At 69.4% G+C, this 19,176-nt stretch carries 18 protein-coding genes and 1 pseudogene; 14 read left to right on the top strand and 5 right to left on the bottom strand.

Translation table 11 applies throughout. The features are described from left to right. Positions 1-107: 107 nt before the first annotated feature. From ACFXOA_RS29415 to ACFXOA_RS29360, 12 genes and pseudogenes are all read left to right on the top strand, one after another. Positions 108-1,019, top strand: a pseudogene (locus ACFXOA_RS29415) (hypothetical protein); the annotation flags it as partial. After that, the gene (locus ACFXOA_RS29410; RefSeq protein WP_385034725.1) at positions 1,019-1,726 is read left to right on the top strand and encodes an ATP-binding protein; all 708 of its coding nucleotides are present in this window, start codon (positions 1,019-1,021) and stop codon (positions 1,724-1,726) included. The pseudogene ACFXOA_RS29415 and the gene ACFXOA_RS29410, both read left to right, overlap by 1 nt. A gap of 117 nt (positions 1,727-1,843) precedes the next feature. Further along, on the top strand, positions 1,844-2,410 hold the full coding sequence (locus tag ACFXOA_RS29405; RefSeq protein ID WP_385034723.1) for a WhiB family transcriptional regulator: 567 nt from the start codon (positions 1,844-1,846) through the stop codon (positions 2,408-2,410). After that, entirely contained in the window at positions 2,407-3,474 is a 1,068-nt protein-coding gene (locus tag ACFXOA_RS29400) for a DUF2637 domain-containing protein (RefSeq protein WP_385034721.1), read from the top strand. Before ACFXOA_RS29405 ends, ACFXOA_RS29400 begins: the two co-directional genes overlap by 4 nt. Before the next feature lie 102 nt (positions 3,475-3,576). Next, positions 3,577-3,801: a hypothetical protein gene (locus tag ACFXOA_RS29395; RefSeq protein ID WP_385034719.1), complete on the top strand. Its 225-nt coding sequence runs from the start codon at positions 3,577-3,579 to the stop codon at positions 3,799-3,801. Further along, positions 3,798-4,463 carry a plasmid mobilization protein gene (locus ACFXOA_RS29390; protein WP_385034717.1) on the top strand — a complete coding sequence of 222 codons (666 nt, stop codon included), beginning with the start codon at positions 3,798-3,800 and terminating at the stop codon, positions 4,461-4,463. Before ACFXOA_RS29395 ends, ACFXOA_RS29390 begins: the two co-directional genes overlap by 4 nt. Further along, positions 4,463-6,223, top strand: coding sequence for a relaxase/mobilization nuclease domain-containing protein (locus ACFXOA_RS29385; protein ID WP_385034715.1), 1,761 nt, complete (start codon positions 4,463-4,465; stop codon positions 6,221-6,223). The genes ACFXOA_RS29390 and ACFXOA_RS29385 overlap by 1 nt, the downstream gene beginning before the upstream one ends. A gap of 106 nt (positions 6,224-6,329) precedes the next feature. Then, entirely contained in the window at positions 6,330-6,725 is a 396-nt protein-coding gene (locus tag ACFXOA_RS29380) for a hypothetical protein (protein ID WP_385034713.1), read from the top strand. A 483-nt stretch (positions 6,726-7,208) separates the two neighbouring features. After that, positions 7,209-7,547 (top strand): SseB family protein, encoded by a 339-nt coding sequence (locus ACFXOA_RS29375; RefSeq protein ID WP_385034727.1) that lies wholly within the window; start codon positions 7,209-7,211, stop codon positions 7,545-7,547. Beyond that, on the top strand, positions 7,537-8,202 hold the full coding sequence (locus ACFXOA_RS29370; protein WP_385034711.1) for a hypothetical protein: 666 nt from the start codon (positions 7,537-7,539) through the stop codon (positions 8,200-8,202). The genes ACFXOA_RS29375 and ACFXOA_RS29370 overlap by 11 nt, the downstream gene beginning before the upstream one ends. A gap of 2 nt (positions 8,203-8,204) precedes the next feature. After that, positions 8,205-13,001 (top strand): putative T7SS-secreted protein, encoded by a 4,797-nt coding sequence (locus ACFXOA_RS29365; protein ID WP_385034709.1) that lies wholly within the window; start codon positions 8,205-8,207, stop codon positions 12,999-13,001. Then, entirely contained in the window at positions 12,989-13,468 is a 480-nt protein-coding gene (locus ACFXOA_RS29360; RefSeq protein ID WP_385034707.1) for a hypothetical protein, read from the top strand. Before ACFXOA_RS29365 ends, ACFXOA_RS29360 begins: the two co-directional genes overlap by 13 nt. 145 nt (positions 13,469-13,613) lie before the next feature. On the opposite strand, the gene ACFXOA_RS29355 is transcribed toward ACFXOA_RS29360, so the two are convergent. The 3 genes from ACFXOA_RS29355 to ACFXOA_RS29345 all read right to left on the bottom strand — a co-directional run bounded on the left by ACFXOA_RS29355 (position 13,614) and on the right by ACFXOA_RS29345 (position 14,593). Then, positions 13,614-13,757 carry a hypothetical protein gene (locus tag ACFXOA_RS29355; protein ID WP_385034705.1) on the bottom strand — a complete coding sequence of 48 codons (144 nt, stop codon included), beginning with the start codon at positions 13,755-13,757 and terminating at the stop codon, positions 13,614-13,616. A 274-nt stretch (positions 13,758-14,031) separates the two neighbouring features. Next, positions 14,032-14,244, bottom strand: a complete 213-nt coding sequence (locus tag ACFXOA_RS29350) for a hypothetical protein (protein ID WP_030881926.1) — start codon at positions 14,242-14,244, stop codon at positions 14,032-14,034. A 91-nt stretch (positions 14,245-14,335) separates the two neighbouring features. Then, a complete protein-coding gene (locus ACFXOA_RS29345) occupies positions 14,336-14,593 on the bottom strand; it encodes a DUF317 domain-containing protein (protein ID WP_385034703.1) in 258 nt (85 codons plus the stop codon). A gap of 307 nt (positions 14,594-14,900) precedes the next feature. On the opposite strand from ACFXOA_RS29345, the gene ACFXOA_RS29340 reads away from it, so the two are divergent. Beyond that, on the top strand, positions 14,901-15,164 hold the full coding sequence (locus ACFXOA_RS29340; RefSeq protein WP_385034701.1) for a hypothetical protein: 264 nt from the start codon (positions 14,901-14,903) through the stop codon (positions 15,162-15,164). 509 nt (positions 15,165-15,673) lie between these two features. On the opposite strand, the gene ACFXOA_RS29335 is transcribed toward ACFXOA_RS29340, so the two are convergent. Beyond that, entirely contained in the window at positions 15,674-16,573 is a 900-nt protein-coding gene (locus ACFXOA_RS29335; protein WP_385034699.1) for a DUF317 domain-containing protein, read from the bottom strand. Between the two features lie 309 nt (positions 16,574-16,882). Here ACFXOA_RS29335 and ACFXOA_RS29330 point away from each other — a divergent pair, with 309 nt between their 5' ends. Then, positions 16,883-18,112 carry an IS701 family transposase gene (locus tag ACFXOA_RS29330; protein WP_385034697.1) on the top strand — a complete coding sequence of 410 codons (1,230 nt, stop codon included), beginning with the start codon at positions 16,883-16,885 and terminating at the stop codon, positions 18,110-18,112. A gap of 193 nt (positions 18,113-18,305) precedes the next feature. Here the strand turns inward: ACFXOA_RS29330 and ACFXOA_RS29325 are convergent, their stop codons facing one another. Continuing rightward, complete coding sequence (locus ACFXOA_RS29325; protein ID WP_385034695.1) at positions 18,306-19,157, bottom strand: winged helix-turn-helix transcriptional regulator; 852 nt, start codon at positions 19,155-19,157, stop codon at positions 18,306-18,308. Positions 19,158-19,176: the final 19 nt, after the last annotated feature.

Here is a 19,176-nt window from a genome sequence, read left to right as displayed (position 1 = left end):
GGGGGGTTTTTCTTAAACTCCGGGGGGTGTATTTCCTCCCCGCGACCCGCGCGTATGGGGGGGGCGGGGGGGCGGGGCCTTGGGGGGCCTTTTACCCCCCGCCCCACGACCACGGTCGCCACCGCGACAACGCCGCGATCATCGCCGGGCTGCTCTGGCCCCTGCGCGCCGAGCACACTCCCGTCCACGTCGAGGACGACCTCCACCAACTTGCGAACGCCGACCTGATCTGCCGATACACCGGGTGCGACGGTCGCCGCTACCTCCACATAGTGACCTGGTCGGAGCATCAGAAAATCGACAAGCCGAGCCAGTCTCGCCTGCCCTCCTGTGCGTGGCATCACGGTGCCGACCGGTGCGGCCCCTGCAAGGGGACTTGCACCAAGCGGGCCGAAGAGTCGACCACCCCTCCTCAAAGGCTCGCGGAGGCTTCACCGAACGCTCCCCGAGCCCTCGATCTGCACGCGCGACCCGTCGCTACCCTCCACACCCCCGCCGACAGCGCACCCACCGTCGAGCAGGTCGCCTGCGATGACATGGCCGGCACCCATAGCCGAGCTTCGTCGAAAAGCGCAGGTCGGAACACATCCGCCGAAGGCTCCCCGAACCCTCCCCGAAGCCTTGGAGAGGGCTCGGCGCCTGGATCCAGGATCTTGGATCCTGGATCTCTTGTCCCTACGGGGCGCACAGCGCCCGCAGCCACAGTCTCAGCCAACCAGCTCGTCGGCGAGTACGTCGCTGCCTGCGACGAGCGTCCGCCCAGCGACGTGATCGGGCACCTCGGGCGGATCGCCAAGAAGCTCCTCAGCGAGGGCATCGCCCCGGAGCACATACGGGCCGGGCTGCAGAACTTCGCATCCAACCCCAAGCACCCGAGCGTGCTGACCAGCATGGTCAACGAGGCGATGAACGCACGCTCCGGCGGTATGACGCGGCCGGGAATCCCGCCTAACGTGCCCGCTCACCAGGCGTGGACCAACCCGGACAACGCTGCCGCCGCCTACGCCGAGGAGCTGTGATGCGCACCCGTACCCGCGAACCGCAGACTCTCGGCAGCGAAGGCATCCTGGACCGTATGGCCCGGATCATGGCCGCCCGCAACATCGACCCCGCCGCCGTCGGCGAACTGGCGGACGAGCCCGAACCCTTCTCTCCGCTGGACGCCCTGTCGGCTGGAATGCCCCCGCGCTATCAGGCCGCTGTCGCCGACCATCCCCAGGTCCTGGCCTGGGCTCGTGACGTCGCCGAGCAGGCCGTCGCGCCTAGCCGGGGAGCTCGGCGACAGGTCACCACCGGCCCCAGCCTGCTGATGGCCGGGGTCGTCGGGGCGGGCAAGACGCACCAGGCCTATGGCGCAGTCCGCAGGTTGGTGCAGGGAGGAATCGGCGTGCGCTGGCGCGCGACCACTGCCGCCGACCTGTACGCCGACCTGCGGCCCCGGCCAGGAGTCGACAGCGAAAGGGAGTTGGTGGCCGTCAGCCGCTGCCCGCTGCTGATCATCGACGACCTTGGCGCGGCCAAGGCGAGCGAGTGGGTAGAGGAAGTGACATACCGGCTCATCAATCGCCGGTACAACTACGAACTCCCGACCTTGATCACCACCAACCTGGCGATCAAGGACCTCCGGGCCTACCTAGGTGACCGCGTAACCAGCAGGCTCGCGCAGATGACCACTCGGGTCGAGTTCGAGCCGGTCGACCGCAGACGACACCGCGCCGCAGCCTGACCCCCTGCAGGCCGCCACGCCGGGCCGCGCCCTCAGTGCGCCGCCCCATGCACCTCCCGACTCAGTGCATGCTTCCGCCCGCGTTTCTGCGCGCGGAAAGCGATCGGAGCAATCCGCATGACCACCAATTCAGTCAGCCCTGCCCGCCACCGCCGCCTCGGCGACCAGACCTGGCAGGATCACGCAGTCTGTCAGAGCACCGAGCACAACCCGGTGGACCCTGAGATCTTCTTTCCGGAGCCCGACGAGACCGACAAGATCACCGCCGCGAAGTCGCTGTGCGTCCAATGCCCGGTTCGCCGCACTTGCCTGGACGCTGCCCTGGAAGGCGGCGACACCGAAGGCATCCGGGGCGGACTGACCGAAGAGGAACGCGGGCCGCTGCACGAGAAGCTCGCCAGCCGCCTCGACTACAGCCGCGTCAACGACACAGTCGCCGGGCACGACGTGCACCTCACCCACGCGGAGCGCCGCGCGGTCGAACACGCGGCCTACCGTCACGGGGTGTCCGCGCAGCGCTTGGCCTGGCTTCTGAAGGTCACCGAGGAGCATGCCAAGAAGCGGTACCGCGAGATCCGCCGGGCCGAGCGCAACCGAACCCTGAACCAGCCCACCACGAATACCTCGCCCCCCGAGATCAGCGACGAGCGCCTGAGCCGCGGCGACTTCGGGAGGGCGGCGTGAACACCGTGAGCCCGCCAAAGGCGGCGCACCTATCCGGGTGGGACCGCGCGGCTGTCGTGGCGCTCGGGGGCGCGGGGTGCGCGCTGTCGTACGACGCCCTGCAGCAGATGGCCGTCGCCATCCACATCCGAGGCTTCCTTACCTACCTGTTCCCCCTCGTGATCGACGGGTTCATCGCCTACGGCATCCGAGCCCTCCTGGTCCTGCGCAACGCACCCCTGCGCGCCCGGCTCTACGTCTGGACGCTCTTCGGCACGGCCACCGCCGCCAGCATCTGGGCCAACGCACTCCACGCGGTGCGCATCAACCAGGACACGGTCACCGGCCCTGGCCTCCAACTCGGTGACGCGGTGGTCGCGGTGCTCTCCACCATCGCCCCGCTCGCACTGGCCGGAGCGGTCCACCTCTACATCCTCATTGCCCGGGGCCCGGTCAAGGACTCTGGCCGGCAGAACCTCGATCAGCCCGGTCACCTCGGTCAGACCGACCGGAGCGACGCCATCGAGGTCACCCGGACCGACCGAGCCGGTCAGCAGCGGTCAGCGGCCGGTCAGGTCACGTCCGGTCAGTCGGTCACCGCTCTGACCGACCGGCTGCCGCTGTCCCCGACTGACGAGGACACCGCCGCCCGGTCAGTGACCGGACACGCGACCCCGGCGACCAGCGGCCAGTCGGTCACCGACCACCACAACCGCAGCCACGGTGCCCCTGACCTGCCGGGACAGGCGGACAAGGGCCGGACCGTCACTGACCGCCCCAGCAGTGCGGCCCTGGTCGGTGATGACCAGGACAGCCCGGCGGCGGTCAGTGCCCCGCAGGTCACCCCGCCGCCGGTCACTGACCGGGCCGCTCGGCCGACTGGTGACCGGCGTCCTGACCCTGACACCGAGGAGCTGCTGGCGATCGCCCGGTCGGCGGTCAGGGCCGAGGACAAACTGACCCGCAAGGTGGTCGCCCAGGCGATCCGAGGTCAGCGGATCCCGCTGTCCAGCGACACCCTGACCGCGCTGATGGCTCAGCTGCGCGAGCAGCACCGCCAGCCGGTCACTTCCTCTCGGCCCTGACCGAACCTCCACGGAGTGGGTGACCGAGCCGGTCACCCCGACCGGTCACCCACTCCGCATGTCACCGACACATCCCGCCACAGCAGAAGCTGAGAGCACCCGATGCGCACTCACCCGGCCACGCCTGCCGAAGTCGACTCCTGGCTGACCGTCCTGCACCAGCACGGACACCTCCACCGCGCCCAGTCCGGCCCCGACACCACCTGGATCGTGCAACGCGAGCAGCACAACCGGCCCTGGACCCTGCACCACCCCGTCCTGGCCATGGACTGGATCGAGGAACTCGTCCGCGAAATCCAGCAGCAGGACCCGGAGGCGAGCCGGTGAACACCAACGACCCGGTGGCCACCTCCGCTGGACAGCAGCGTGACCCCACCACGGCTCCTGGCGGAGCAAGCTATCGCGTACGACGGTCCTACGGCCCGACGTACGCACTTGCCCCCGCCCAGGAGGGCGCGGGAAGCCCGGCGGGTCCCCGAGCGAGGGCGCACGGGGACCAGCCGGGCAACCGTCACCAGGGGGCGCCGGTCACCGGGGGAGAAGCCGACCGCGACGACCACCGCGAGCAGCCGCGCCCGAGCACGCCCGCCTACCCCGACCGCAAACCGCGCCGCCGCACCCGCAACCCCAGCGAGCGCACCCGCAAGACGACCACCCGCCTCTCCGACACCGAGAAGACCGAGATCGCTGACGCCGCCACCAAGTGCGGCGTCACCGTCGCCTGCTTCCTCGCCACCGCCGGCCTGAGCGCCGCCCGCGGACACGCCGCCGTGCGCAGCAACGACCAGCTCGACACCGCCATCGACGAACTCGCCGCTCTGCGCGCCGCGCTGGCCCGCATCGGCAACAACATCAACCAGATCGCCTTCGTCCTCAACAGCGGTGGCCAGCCGCGCGCCGGTGAACTCGAACACGCGCTGGGCGCGCTGACCGGACTTCTCGCCCGCGTCGATGACGCGGCGAACGACCTGGTGACCCGGCGGCTGTGATGGTTCCCGACATCGGACGCGGCTCCCGCACCCACGGCCTGCTCGTCTACTTGTACGGCCCCGGGCGGCGCGAGGAGCACACCGACGCACACCTCGTCGGCTCCTGGGACGGCTTCGCCCCCGACCCCGGCCGCGACCCCGACCCGAAGGTCACCCTCACCCGGCTCACCGCCGCCCTGGACCTGCGGGTCAAGCAGGCCGGCGACCGCGCACCCGCCAAGCACGTCTGGCACTGCTCGGTCCGCACTGCCCCCGGGGACCGGCGGCTGGACGACGAGGAGTGGAACGCCGTCGCCCAGCGCATCGTCCACGCCACCGGCATCGCCCCGGCCGGAGACCCCGACGGCTGCCGGTGGATCGCCGTCCGCCACGCGGAAGACCACATCCACATCGTCGCCACCCTCGTACGCGGCGACCTGCGCAACCCACGCCTGAACTACGACTTCAACAAGGCCCAGGCCGAATGCCGCCGCATCGAGAAGAAGATGGGCCTACGGCGCCTGAACGCAGGCGACGGAACCGCAGCGAAGAATCCCAGCAGCGCCGAGAAGTTCAAGGCCGAGCGCACCGGCCGCCCGGAGACCGCACGCGAGACACTCCGCGAGGCCGTCCGCCGAGCCGTGGCGGGAGCGGATTCGGAAGAGGAGTTCTTCACGCGGCTTCGAGAAGCGGGGGTACGGGTGAAGCTGCGGCACGCACCGTCCGGTGACGCGCTCGGCTACAACGTGGCCCTGCCCGGCGACCGCAACCGCGATGGAGACCCGGTCTGGTACCCCGGCTCCAAACTGGCCCCCGACCTCTCCCTTCCGAAGATCCGACTACGCCTCGCCGACGGTGCCGCCGAGCCGAGCGCGACCGCGGTCGGCGCTGACCGGACGAACTGGTCACCGCCCGCCCGCCAACGACGCAACGCCACCGTCATCGCAGAGCACTCGGCCACGCTCCTGGAACGCGACGAGGACGGCGAGGCCGCCCCCCAGCTCGTCGGCGTCGGAGAACTCCTCGACGCAGTGGCCCAGACCTCACCGGTCACGACCCGCGCCGAGCTGGCCGCCGCAGCTCGCGCCTTCGAACGGGCAACCCGCAGTCATGTCCGCGCCGAACGCGCCGACACCCGAGCCCTCCGCTCAGCCGCCCGAGGCATTGTCCAGGCCGGCGGGGCGCTCGGCCGAGGCGAGGACGGCGGCGCCACCGCCATGCTCGTCTCCACCCTCGTCCTCGTCACCCTCGCCGCCGCCCGCTGGCACTCCGCCCGCGGACACGCCCAGCAGGCCCACGCCTCCCGACAAGCCGCCGCGCACCTTCGCACCGCCTACCGGCAGGCCGCCGCCACCCCGATGCGCATGCTGCACGATCAAGGCCGTGCCCTTCCTGACGCCCAGCGACTCATGCACGAGGCCACCCTTCGCGCCGTCCTGCCCGAGAACGTCGTACGGGCGGGAGGCACGGAAGCGAGGACCGACGCCTTGGTCGCCACCCTCGCCCAGGCCGAGCGGGCAGGGCACGACTCCGAAGCCCTCCTGCGCCAGGCCATCGACATGCGCGAACTCGACAGCGCCGATGACGTGAACGACGTCCTGGTCTGGCGCCTGCGGCGCATCGCCCAGCTCCCGGCACACCCGGGTGACGGTGCCCGTCGTCCGCAGGCCGCCACCCGCCAGGCCACCACGCCGAGCAGTCGCACCAGTGAACGAAACGCGACGGCAGCCGTACCGCTCGGAACTGCTCAAGACCCCAACCGCCGCTCGACACGTCGCTGACCACGTCGAACCGGACGTAGACCACCGGCCGAGCGGACACCGCGAAATGTATGGGCAGCCGGTTCCACCGGCTGTTACGGATGAAGACAGGACCGACAACCGGGAGATGACGCTCGTGCTCAGAACCACCACCCGCACCACGGAGCCGGCACCCGTCCTGCCCACTGGTACCGACCCCCTGCTGCAGCTCCAGGCCGAGACGCGGTCGGCCGACGGCCCCGGGGCAATTCGCTGCGTCGGCCACTCACGCGAACTCGCTCTCGGCGGCATCCCCGTGATGTGCTCCGCCTGCCGTGCCCGACGCGACTGGCTGCTCATCAACCACGGCCGCAGCGTCTGGATCCGCTGTCGGTGCGGCAACCAGTGGCTCGACCCCGAAATCAGCCGCGCTGACTTCGACGCCCTGGTCGGCGGACCCCACGGGACGACCTACCCGAGCGTCGAGGAGGGCCTCATCGCGCTCGGTTTCGACGGCGCCTTCGCTGGCATCTACGTGGGGTAGGCGAGCAAGAGACCAACGCCGAGGAGCGCCACCGACGCATCGGTGGCGCTCCTCGGCGTTCAGGTGCGGTCAGCCGCGTTCGGTGTCCTGGAATAGCCTGCTGTAAAAGTCGTACCCGGCGCTCGTCCTCATCTTGGACATGGCCTTCGTACCAGCCGCGTGGAGGATCGCCTCCTCCGCCGTGGCTTCACCGTACAGACCCCTCCCGTACTCAAGAGGAGGGGACGTCTTGTCCTCGGAGGTCGGCGCCGGTCCCTCTCCACCGTCTCGGCGGGACATACGGGAGGTGTCAATGTCCATGAGGTTGGTGGGCGGGGCGCATGGACGAGGGAGAACCACGCCTCCCGCACACTCGTCCTAATCTACGGGGCATCAGTCGACCAAAACGAGGGGGAACGCGTGGGACAGCCGAGGACGATGCTCGCCCAACGAATATCCGAGCAAAGGGCGGGAGTGGGCAATGCGCAGGCGTTGGTGGGTGAGATGCGACGTGCGGTTCTCCTGGTCCCATCGTTGGGGCCCGGTCTGTGGAGCGCCCGATCGGGCGGTGTTCGGTGGATCTGTGCGTTCACGGACGATGCGGCGCTGGCCCGCTTCGCCATTCACCACGGTCCTGGTGATTGTCTGATGGACTACGTCGCGCTGCTCGGGGCGCGGATCGTGGACGAGATCGTGCCGGCCTTGGGCGAGCCCGGCGGACTCGCAGTGGACATCGCCAACGAGGACGGGGCGATGTTCTTCCCGCCGGTCCTCGGAATTGTCCCGGACAGCGTCGCAGTCAACGCCGGCGGCCCGGAGAAAGTGCGCAGCCATGGGCACTGACGAAGGGAACCTGGCTTTCGACCAGGCGTCGGTCGCGAAGTTCACAAAAGGCGTGGGCGCGACGATCGATCAGCTCGGCGAACTCGGCGGCGCCACCGGGTCGGTGATGGGCAAGGGGTTCTCGGGTCTGGCCATGACGGGAATGGAGGCCGGGCACCACGGGCTTTCGGTGGACTTCGAGGATTTCTGCGAGCGGTGGGAGTGGGGCGTGCGTGCCCTGGTGAGCGATGCGAGCGAGCTCGCGTCGCGTCTCGGGCTGGCGGCGGGCACACAGTGGGAGCACGACCAGTACGTCGAGGGCTCGCTGAAGGTCGGCGTCAATGCCGTGATGGGCGGCAACCCGCATGCCAGTGAGGAGGACATCACCCAGCAGAACTGGGGTGACATCTTCACTCCCGACTACCTGGACCCGGACTGGAGCGCCGAGTCGTTCGAGAAGGCCGGCCAGGACATGGAGCAAACCTGGAAGGACACCGGACGCACAGTTCTTACCGAAGGGCAGGGCGGTCGGCAGTCGGAGCGGCTCAAGTCCGAGCTCGGCCTCAGTGACGGCCAGTGGGACCGGGCGCTGGACGACACGTTCGGACCGTCACCCGAGGAACGCGCCCAGCAGGCACAACAACAGGGTGACTCGGACACGGGCGGGGGCGGCTGAGGATGGGCGTCGGGGATTTCATCAGGGACATCACGCCGGACTCGGTCGAGGACGTGGTTGAGGACGGTGTCGAGTGGGCCGGCAACCGGGTCGAGGATGCCGGGAACTGGACAGCGGACCGGCTGGACGACGTTGGCTGGGAATCAGGTTCGGACTGGGTGCGGGAGCAGTCGCGTTCGGTGGCCAACCGGATGGGCGCCGAGGTCGAGGAGATGGACCTTGGGCAGACCGAGGACAAGACCAAGCTGGTCTACGGCAGCCCCGGCAATATCCGTTTTACAGCGAGGCAGCTCCGCTCATTCCAGAAAGCGTTCGACGACGCCGGCGGCGGGTTGAAGGGCCTCGACTCCTCGCGGCTGAAGGGTGAGGCAGCAGACGCGCTGCGCACCGCGGTAAGTACCCAACCGCCGAAGTGGTTCACCGGTGCCGATGCCTGTGAGAAGGCGGCTGCCGCGCTAGAGGCGTACGCCGGCACCGTCACCTGGGCACAGAACCAGGCGCAGACGGCGATTGACGTGTGGAAGGAAGGTGCCAAGGCCTCTCAGGAAGCGGCCGACGCACACCGCAAGCGGATCGACGACTACAACAAGGCCGTCGACCGCTACAACGCGCAGGCCCCTGAGCAGCGCAACCCCAGCACTCTGCCGCCCTGTCCCGCGCCGACGTTCGATGACCCGGGCAAATCCCTGATGCGGGATGCGCAGGAACTCCTCGCCCAGGCTCGCGAGCAGCGGAACGCTGCCGCGGAGACCGCCCGGAGCGCGGTCCGTTCCGCCCGTGACACGGCCCCGGACAAGCCCTCGTACGCACAGCAGGTAGGGGACGGCCTGCAGGAGTTGCAGATCATCAACGACCACGTCGGCGCCGGCGTCATCAAGGGCACCGCGGGGCTGGTGAACTTCGTCCGGGGGATCAATCCGCTGGATGCGTACAACATCACCCACCCCGCCGAGTACGCCACCAGCCTCAACAGTCTTGCCGCCGGCCTGCTGGTCGCCGCCAACGACCCGGTCGGTACCGGCAAGCAGATGATCAGCGACTTCATGAAGGACCCCGCGGAAGGGTTCGGTCGGCTGCTGCCCGACGCGGCACTGACCGTGGCCACCGGCGGGGGCGGGGGCGTCGTCAAGGGTGTCCGCCTCGCCGTGGACGCGGCCAAGGCCTCCCGGGCCCGGAGGCTGCTCGACAACGTTCCCGACGGCACCCACAACCGCCCCGACGGGCACCGCGTGGTCTCAGGCACCGACCCGGTCGACCTCGCCTCGGGCCGGATGTTCCTGCCCCAGACCGATCTGGTGCTGCCGGGCACCCTGCCGCTGGTCTTCACCCGCCGCACCGAGTCCGGCCTGTTGGTAGGCAGGTTCCTCGGTCTCTCGTGGACCTCCACTGTCGACGAGCGCCTGGAGATCGACGCGTCCGGCGTCGTCCACGTCACCGCCGACGGCCTCCTGATTTCCTATCCTCACCCCGCCCCAGGTACCCCGACCACCCCGGAGTCCGGGACGGTCCGCACACTGCTGGCCCGTGAAGCGGAAGGCGACTACACCGTCACTGATCCCAGTACGGGCCTGGTCCGGCACTTCACCGCCCCGGCCGACAGCGAACCGGGCGGCGACGGCGACGCCTGGCTGGACCGGGTCGAAGACCGCCACGGCAACTGGTGGACCGTGGAACGTACCGAAAACGGCACTCCGCTCGCCCTGACCAGCTCTGCAGGCCGCCGGGTGACCGTCGCGGTGAGCGACGGCCGGGTCACGGCCCTGTCGCTGGCAGGAGCGGGAAGGAACGGGGAGGACCTGCCTCTGATGCGCTACGGCTACGAGGACGGAAACCTCACCACCGTCGTCAAGCCGTCCGGTGCCACCACCACATTCGTCCACGACAACCGCCGCCGCGTCACCGCCTGGGTCGACTCCAACAACAGCCGTTACGACTACACATACGACGACCGCGACCGCGTCATCGCCGAAGGTGGTCAGGCCGGCCACATCCAGATCACCCTCACCTACACCGAACCCGACCCGAAGACCGGTGGCCGCACCACCAGCCTCACCACGGCCGGCGGACACACCACCCGGCACCAGATCGATCGCCACTGCCGGGTGGTGGCCACCACCGATCCGCTCGGCCACACCACCCGCCTCACCTACGACGCCCGCGGCAACACCCTGACCCGCACTGATCCGTTGGGCCGCACCACGGCCTTCACCCATGACGAGGACGGTCGACTGCTCGCCGTCACCCGCCCCGACGGCAGCGAACTGCGCACCGCGCGCGACCCGTCGGGGTTGTCCACGGAGTTCCGCGGGCCGGACGGTGCCCGCTGGCTCCAGGAATTCGACGAGCACGGCAACCGCACCGCCGTCACCGACCCGGCCGGAGCCACCACCCGGTACGCCTACGACAGCCGGGGCAGGCTGACCACCGTCACCGACGCCCTCGGCGCCACCACCACCGTGCGCTGCGACGCAGCGGGGCTGCCGGTGGCAGTGACCGACCCGGCCGGCGGCACCACCCGCCTGGAACGCGATGCTCTGGGCCGGATCGTGCGTACCGTCGACCCGATGGGTAGCGTCACCCGGGTCGTCCTGGACGAGGACGGCAATCTAGCCCGCCGTATCGCCCCGGACGGTTCCACCGAGTCGTGGACGTACGACGGCGAGGGGAACCCCCTCAGCCATACCGGTCCGACCGACGGCATGTCCTGCTTCGACTACACCCACTTCGACCTGCTCACCGCCCGAATAGAGCCCGACGGTACCCGCTACACGTTCGAGCACGACGCGGACCTGCGGCTGACTCGGGTCACCGGCCCGCACGGCACCTGGTGCTACACATACGACGCCGCCGGACGACTCGCTTCCGAGACGGACTTCGACGGTCGTACCCGCACCTACCGGTACGACGCCGCCGGGCAGCTCACCGCCCGGTCCGACGCCCTCGGCCGGACCGTGTCCTACACCTACGACCAGCTCGGCCAAGCGGTCCGCAAGGACGTGGCGGGCAAGGTGACCACCTACGTGTACGACCGGGCCGGACGCCTGCTGAACGCTGCCGCACCAGACAGCGAAATCCTCTACACGTACGACCGGCGCGGCCGGACCAAGACCGAACTCGTCGACGGCCGCGCCATGAACTATGCCTACGACAGACTGGGCCGCCGGGCCCGCCGCATCACCCCTACCGGCGCGGTCACCGAGTACGGCTACGACGCCGCCGGCCGTGCCGCCCGGATAACCAGCGGCGGATGCGAGATAGCCTTCACTCACGACGCGGCCGGCCGGGAACTCGAGCGCGTCTTCGGGGGCTCCCTCAGCCTTGCCTCCGCCTGGGACGAGGCCGGAAGGATCAGCGCCCAGCACCTGACCATCGAGGGCCGTTCACTCAACCACCGTCACTACGCCCACCGCGCCGACGGCCATCTCACGTCCGTGACCGACGATCTGTCGGGCTCCCGCGCATTCGATCTGGACCCGGCCGGCCGGGTCACCGCTGTCCACGCAGAAGGATGGACCGAGCGCTACGCCTACGACGCCGCCGGCAATCAGGCGGAGGCGTCCTGGCCGGCCTCCCATCCCGACCACGACGCCACAGGCCCCCGCTCCTATACAGGAACCTCCGTCACAAGGGCCGGCAACGTCCGCTTCGAACACGACGCCCTTGGCCGCGTGACCCTGCGCCAGAAAACCCGCCTTTCACGCAAGCCCGACACCTGGCGCTACGAATGGGACGCCGAGGACCGTCTCTCCTCCGTGGTCACCCCCGACGGCACCCGCTGGCGCTATCGCTACGACCCGCTGGGCCGCCGGACGGCAAAGCAGCGCCTGGCCGACGACGGCGAGAGTGTCGCAGAGGAGGTCCGCTTCACCTGGGACGGCTCCACGCTGTGCGAACAGACCGTCCACACACCGGATCTTTCACACGTGGTCGCCCTCACCTGGGACCACCGCGGCTTGGTGCCACTGTCCCAGACGGAGCGCCTCCTCACTCCGGACAGCCGTCAGGAGGAGATCGACCGCCGGTTCTTCGCCATCGCCACCGACCTCGTGGGAACACCCGCCGCGCTGGTCGACGAGTCCGGCGAGATCGCCTGGCGCGCGAGGAGCACCCTCTGGGGCACCACCGCATGGGCTCGTTCCAGCACGGCCTACACCCCACTGCGTTTCCCCGGCCAGTACTACGACCCAGAGACCGGTCTTCACTACAACCTTTTCCGCCACTACGACCCGGAGACCGGGCGCTACACCTCCCCGGACCCCCTCGGCCTCGGCCCCGCGCCGAATCCGGTCGCCTATGTGCACAACCCGTTCACCGTCTGCGACCCGCTCGGCCTGTCGCCGTACTCGCAGTTCAAAGGCGTGGGCTGGCTGACGGACAAGCTGCTCGAACGCGCCTCGTTCCGATACCAGCGGCTCGTCACCGATCAGAGCTACGAGCAGCAGTGGATCCTGCCAGATGGCCGAGAGGTCCACGTCGACGGAGGCCCGCGGGACGGCTGGATCACAGAGGCGAAGTGGACCGGCGGTGACAGAATCGGCGAATGGGAGAAGTCCCCGTACAACCCAGACTTCAAGTACTACAACGAGGGCCGGCTCACCGCACAGACCGACAAGCTGCTCGCTCTCAACGAGGATCTCGGAGGCAAGGGGGTCCGCTATATGGTGTCCAACGAATGGGGTGCCGCGCATGTGAACGAAGTGCTGTCCAAGGCCTTCCCCGAGGCCTATGCCAGCGGGCAGCTGAAGGCGTATCACGTGCCCGGCAACGGCATGAGTGGAATGAGTTCATGGCTGCAGTGATCGCAATGCTGGAAGAGCTCCGGGGCCTCGCCCCCCTGACTGCTGAGGGCGCGGCGGCGCGATTCTCGGCCCAGGAGTGGACTCCCGGAGGTAAACCCCGCCACGGTGTGGAGACGTCGTGGGACAAGGGCAGCATCGGGGCCTGGATCCAGACGTTTACCAGTGGGACGGTCAGCGTCTCGTTCGCCGTCTGGATCCGCGACGTCGACGAGTCGGGCTATTTCGACGACCTGGAGGCTGTCTACGAGCAGGGGGATCAAGCGCTGGCCGACTTCCTCCCCGAGATCGAGGAGTCCCCGCTTGCCGGCCACCTCACCATGGCCGAGCCGACGGAGGCAGACAGGGACGAGTTCATTACGGTGAAGAAGTGGACCCTTGACGCCCGGATCCTGACTGCTGGCGTGATCCAGCAGGACACAGATCTTCCGGTGATGGTCGTGGTGGCGCTGGAGGAGCCCGCCGCCTGACTCAGTCCGTATGCGAGGCACCCGCGTCTCCATCCGGGGCTGAGCGCGCCCTGACGTACGCGAAGGGGCCCGGCATCCGAAGACGAGCCGTACGATGAGGCCGCCCCTGCCTGAGCGGCATGGGGCGGCCTCAAGCGCTCCTCGGTCAGACTCCGGCGAGACGGTTCGAGAGGTCGAGGGCGTCGGTGGCGAAAGCGAGGGCGGCGCACAGGCCGGTCATCTCGTAGAGGGTCGGACGGACCAGGTGCGGCCAGTCGTCCGGGACGGCGGGCCAGGAACCGAGGAGCAACCTCGGCAGTAGTCAGCCCCAGGAACGTCGTGACGTCCCAGCCGCTGCGCGAGGCGGGCTCCCAGCGCAGTCGAATGCGCCCGAGGGGAAGTTGGGGAGTTTCGGCAGCGAGCCAGGTGATGTCGAGGGGGCCGTCGGGGCGAGTGGAGATGCGCTGGAGGAGCGCGCTGTGCACGCCGTCCGGCATGGGGCGCACGGCGACATCGTGCAGCGCGAGACGAGGCGCGGGGCGCGAGAGGACGAGATGGAAGCCTCCGTGGTGGTAGGGAAGCGATCAAGCCCAGGTGAGGGCATCGCGCGCCCCCACCGGGAGGTAGTCCTCCTGACCGTCATCGGCGATGTACGCCTTGCCGTCGCGGACGACGACCTCGGCCCCCACGAAGTGGGCGAAGGGGAAGTCGGGGTTGATGGCGAGACGGACAGGCAGGTTGGGGTCGAGTTCCTGGAGCTGGCGGAGCAGGTGGCCGACGGTCAGATACTGAGGCAAGGAAAACTCCGAGAGCAGTGTGAGGGGACGGGGCCGGAACGAGCGCGGCGCACGGGGCGGGCCGTCGTCGGCCCACCCTGTGGTCCGGCGGTCAGCGCGAGGAGTGGGTGACGAGGGCAGCGAGGAATCCGGCGACGGCCTCGGAAGGGGTGTGGACGCCGAACTCCTGGACCCATACCTCGCCGTCGGCGGGCAGCACCTGGACGCGCCAGACGATCTCGCGCGCCCAGGCGGAGGGGTCTTCGGGAAGCCAGCCGACGTAGACGCCGCCTTCCGGGCTGGTCATGTGAATGTTGGCCTCCGGGGTCTCGGCGATCGTCCAGCCGAGAGCGTCCAAGAGGTCGAGCACCGGAGCGGCGCAGTGGTCGGAGGAGAGCCAGTGAGGTCTTCAACGGCGGGGCGGACGACGGCGGGCAGGAGGGCGGCAGAGGCGTTCACGGTTGGACGATCCCTTCGTTGACCTGGGGTTTTGCCGACACCTGAACGTTGGCATGCAGCATGCCGAAGTGCGTAGTCGTTTCCCCGGGGATGCCGTCTGCCGTGGGCGAACTGGAAACCACCAGCGAGCGGTCGGCGGGACGGGAATGGATCGGCGACCGCCGTTGTCCTACCTGGGTTGCGGTGAGGGACCGCACGTCGGTGAAGGGGAGCAGGGGATGGCCGAGGCGAGCAGACACTGGGACGGCGCCGGACTGGAACGCAAGATCCGCGCCGCCGGACGGCCCTGGACCGTGGGCGACATCGCGATGGTCGCCGACGGCCAGTGGGGAGTCGGCGCTCAGCCCGACCGGTGGCCGGACCAGGAGACGGTGGAGCGCCGGGTCGCCGGAGGCCGGCGCGTGGAGCTGACGGTGGAGGAGCTGGCCCGTGCGGTAGGCCCTCGGGCCGAAGAGGGCCACCGCGACGGGAATCGGAGCTAAGCGTTCAACGTCGGGGCCCCATTGTGGGCGCTGACGGCCCTACGAACGCCGCCGGAGAGGTCGGTTCGGGCACGGCCCCCGGGGCGTGCCGAGTCCGCCCGGAGCGGGCGACAGCGGCCTGAGCCAGCCGAACCGCCGGTGCCTCAACCTCGGGAGTGGCGGCCTCCCGAGCCTCCACCACGCAGTTGATTGCCTGGAGGTACGCAAGACTCTCCGCGTGGGCGACGCGGAGGCTGACCGCCGTTGTAGTGATCCGGTCGAGTTCGTAGAAGTCCGGCACGTATCCATGCCGGGACAGGGCGTGCAGACGGTCTTGGTGGACGGTTACCGCCTTGTCCGTCATGGCCAGAGCCGTTCGGGTCTGGATGACGCAGCTCAGGAGAGGATCCTCGTTGGGGCAGCGATCCGCTAGACCCTCAAGGACTTTGAGCGGCTGACCCCAGGCGTTCTCGATCACTGTGTGCAGGGACGGCCGGGGGCAGAGTGCAGCTCCCTCTGGAGCGCGGGAGTCAGCGGCCAAACCGTGGCGCTGACGAGTTGGCCGGCAGCTGGGCCGAGGCCGAGGGGGCGGGGTGTCGCGTCCGTTTCTGCGCCGCCCCCGTGGAGCGGCTCTGCGCGGCCATCACCCGGAGGTCGGCTGCTGTGCGTGGTGCCCGCGCGGCACGGTGTACGGCCTGGGTGACCGCGGTGCGGCGTACGTCCAGCGGAGTCGGAGCGCGCGGGACCTGAACCTCGGCGATCGGCGTGGCCGAAGCGACAGGGGTCATGGTGACCAAGTGCTGCATCCGCCGGTCGACTTGGTGGCGCTCGCGGACCACCGGAGTTGACTTCGCCATCACAGCGGCGGTTGAGGCGATCAAGTGGGATGGGGTGCGGGCCGTGAAGGTCGCTTCGGCGCGAGTGCCCCAACCAGGTGGGCCCGCCCACAGCTCGACGGTCGTGCGGTCGGAGCCGTAGCCGCGCTGATCGATAAGGATGCCCGCTTGGTCGTCAGGAGCGATGATCTCGACGGTGCCGAGTTCAGCAGCTCCGTCAAGGTTCCACCCGGCATCGGTCAGCGGCCGGACGGTGTCCCTCCAGGGGACGGTTGACCCTGTCAAGAAGCGGCCGGGGGTGTCTGAGGCGATGGCTTCGTCGTAGTCCTGGACCAGTGCGGCGGTGAGGCCGGCGACCATCTCGGCCGGGGTGACGTGGTTGAACGTCGCCGTCCAGCGAGGCGTCGAGAAGGCGTCCTCGGCTGCACTGATCTTCCACAGTTCGAAGTCGTCGCCGAACCAGCCGATCCGAATACGTTGGTCGGGAGAGGTCACGAGGAGCTGGCAGGGGCCCTCATCGAGGTACTGATGGGGCCAGTGAGCGACGGGCGCGAAGCCAGCCTCACCGGTCCCGTTGGAACCAGCCAGATACATGGGGCTGACCAGTACCTCTTGGTACCGGGTCGGGTCATCAGGGGCGTACACGGTCGAGTCTCCGGAAGCGAAGGAGGAGAACGGATCCGCGTATGCAGCGGCGGGAGCCGCCGGAGCGCACGCGGATGCCGTGCCGGCGGCAGGTGGCCTCTAGTACTCCAGCCGGACTTCGGTGTATGTCCTGGTCAACGGCTTGAGCGTGGGGATTTTAGCTGGATGGTGCCGGGTGCGGGGCGGGTTCGCCCGGCCTGTCCCGCGAACGGATGACCGCGCCGTGTGTAGTGACAGCGGCGGGGACAGCCATCGCACATGATCGATGACGCCCCCGCCTCCGTGTGGGAACAAGAGCTTGAAGAACTCTTCTTACGGATCGGGCACCGCTTCCCCCGCGTCGAGCCCAGACGCCGGATGCGGGACTACGTGCGAGGACTGCTCGGGCCCGTGGGGCGCAAGAACTCCTGGCAACTGGCCGAGTTCGCCGGGCACCCCACCCCTCACGGGCTGCAGCACCTCCTGGCAAAAAGCCGCTGGGAAGCCGACGGGATACGCGACGACCTGCAGGGATACGTCGCCGAACACCTCAGCACCGACGACGGCATCCTGATCATCGATGACACCGGATTCGTCAAGAAGGGCACCACCTCAGCCGGGGTGCAACGGCAGTACTCCGGCACCGCCGGCCGCACCGAGAACTGCCAGATCGGCGTCTTCGCCGCCTACGCCACCACCCGCGGCCACGCTCTCGTCGACCGCGAGCTCTACCTCCCCAAGTCCTGGACCGACGACCCCGAACGCTGCCGCACAGCCCGCATACCCGAGCACCGCCCGTTCGCGACCAAGAACGAGCTGGCCCGCACCATGGTCCTGCGAGCGCAGGCCGGCCCCCTGCCCGTCGCCTGGGTAGCGGCCGATGCCGCCTACGGACAGGACTCCCGCTTCCGACGTTTCCTGGAAGACGCCGGCCTGTCCTACGTCCTGGCGGTGCCGAAGTCCCAGCAGGTCCACGGCCCTCGCATCGACCACCTCATCGGCCAGGCCCCCGACGAGGCATGGCAGCGGCTTTCCTGCGGCGACGGCGCCAAAGGGCCTCGGCTCTACGACTGGGCTGCCGCCCGCCTGCCGGCGGTCTGGGAGTTCGACGGCGACGAACCCACCCGGCAACGCTGGATGCTCGCCCGCCGCAGCATCACCAAGCCCGACGAACTCGCCTACTTCCTCGCAGCCGCCCCCTTGGACGCCACCGTCGCCGATCTCGTTCGGGTCGCCGGATGCCGCTGGAAGATCGAGGAGTGCTTCCAGAGCGCGAAGAACGAATGCGGCCTGGACCAGTACGAAGTCCGCCGCTACATCGGCTGGCACCGGCACATCACCCTCGCCATGCTCGCCCACGCTTTCCTCGCCGTCACCGCCGCCCAAGAGCGCCAAAAGGGGGAGCCGGCAACGACACACCCGACCTCGTGGACCTCACCCCGGCCGAGATCCGCCGTCTACTGGCAACTACCCGCCGACCTCCTGCTCGACAGGGCAACCATGCGATGAACTGGTCAAGCTGGCGCCGCCGACACCAGGCCCGGGCCCGCCGCTGTCACTACACACGGCGCGGTCATCCGTTCGCGGGACAGGCCGGGCGAACCCGCCCCGCACCCGGCACCATCCAGCTAAAATCCCCACGCTCAAGCCGTTGACCAGGACATACACCGAAGTCCGGCTGGAGTACTAGTTCTCACTCCCCTCACCGGCCCCGGCCCGGTGCCGACCGAGCGGTCACGGCCGCCGACACCCGCGGTTGCTGCTGTGGCGCGTGGCTGAACATGACGTTCGACGCGGCGGCGCTCCGTCGTAGGGCCGCCGCGGTCCGGGCGCCGTCGGCCCCCGCCCCCAGCGGGATGCCGACGTGGGTGCGCATGGCTGCCGCTGCCGGACGCGGTGGCGCTGTTCCACCTCGCAGTGCGAAGGGCTGGCTCCAGTGCTCGACACTGGCGTAGACGGCCCCCAACGCCTGGCCGGCATCGGTGAGCACGTAAGGGTCTCCGTGCCGGGAGCCGGTCCGCGTGACCAGGCCATCGGCCTGAAGCCGGACAAGTCGCTGCCGTGCGAGGCCGTTGTCCAGGCCGGCCGCCTCGGCGATGTGGACGAACCGCATCTGGCCGTCAGCCGAGTCGAGGGCCTGGATCACAGTGGTCGAGTGCCGAAGGTGCAAGCGGCGCAGCGCGTCCTCGACACGCTCGGCTTCGGCCATCGGTTCCTGTGTCAGGTGGGTGCGGGACCAGTCCGACACCGTGCGCAGGACGGGGGCCAGAGACGTGCCGAGCGCGCTGAGCCGGTACGGCCCGCCCCGCCGGTCGTCATCGCGGATCACCAGTCCGTCAGCGTGCATCGTGGCCAGCCGTTTGCCGACGAACTGCTCACTGACGAAGGGGAGCTGCGCAGCAACGTCGCGGACGCGCACGGGGCCGTTCGCCTGGGCCAGGGTCATCGCGGTCCAGGTGGTCCACTTGGGCCCGATCCGGGCGAGAGCCTCCTCGACGCGCTGGGCATCGATGGAAGCGATGGAGAAGGTGGGGGGCAGGCCGGGGGTAGGCACGGTGGGGTCCTTGTCGGGA

It is taken from the genome of Streptomyces sp. NPDC059166, assembly GCF_042755185.1.
Lineage (GTDB): Bacteria > Actinomycetota > Actinomycetes > Streptomycetales > Streptomycetaceae > Streptomyces.
The sequence above is the reverse complement of the archived record's forward strand: the minus strand, read 5'-3'. Positions and strand labels throughout refer to the sequence as shown.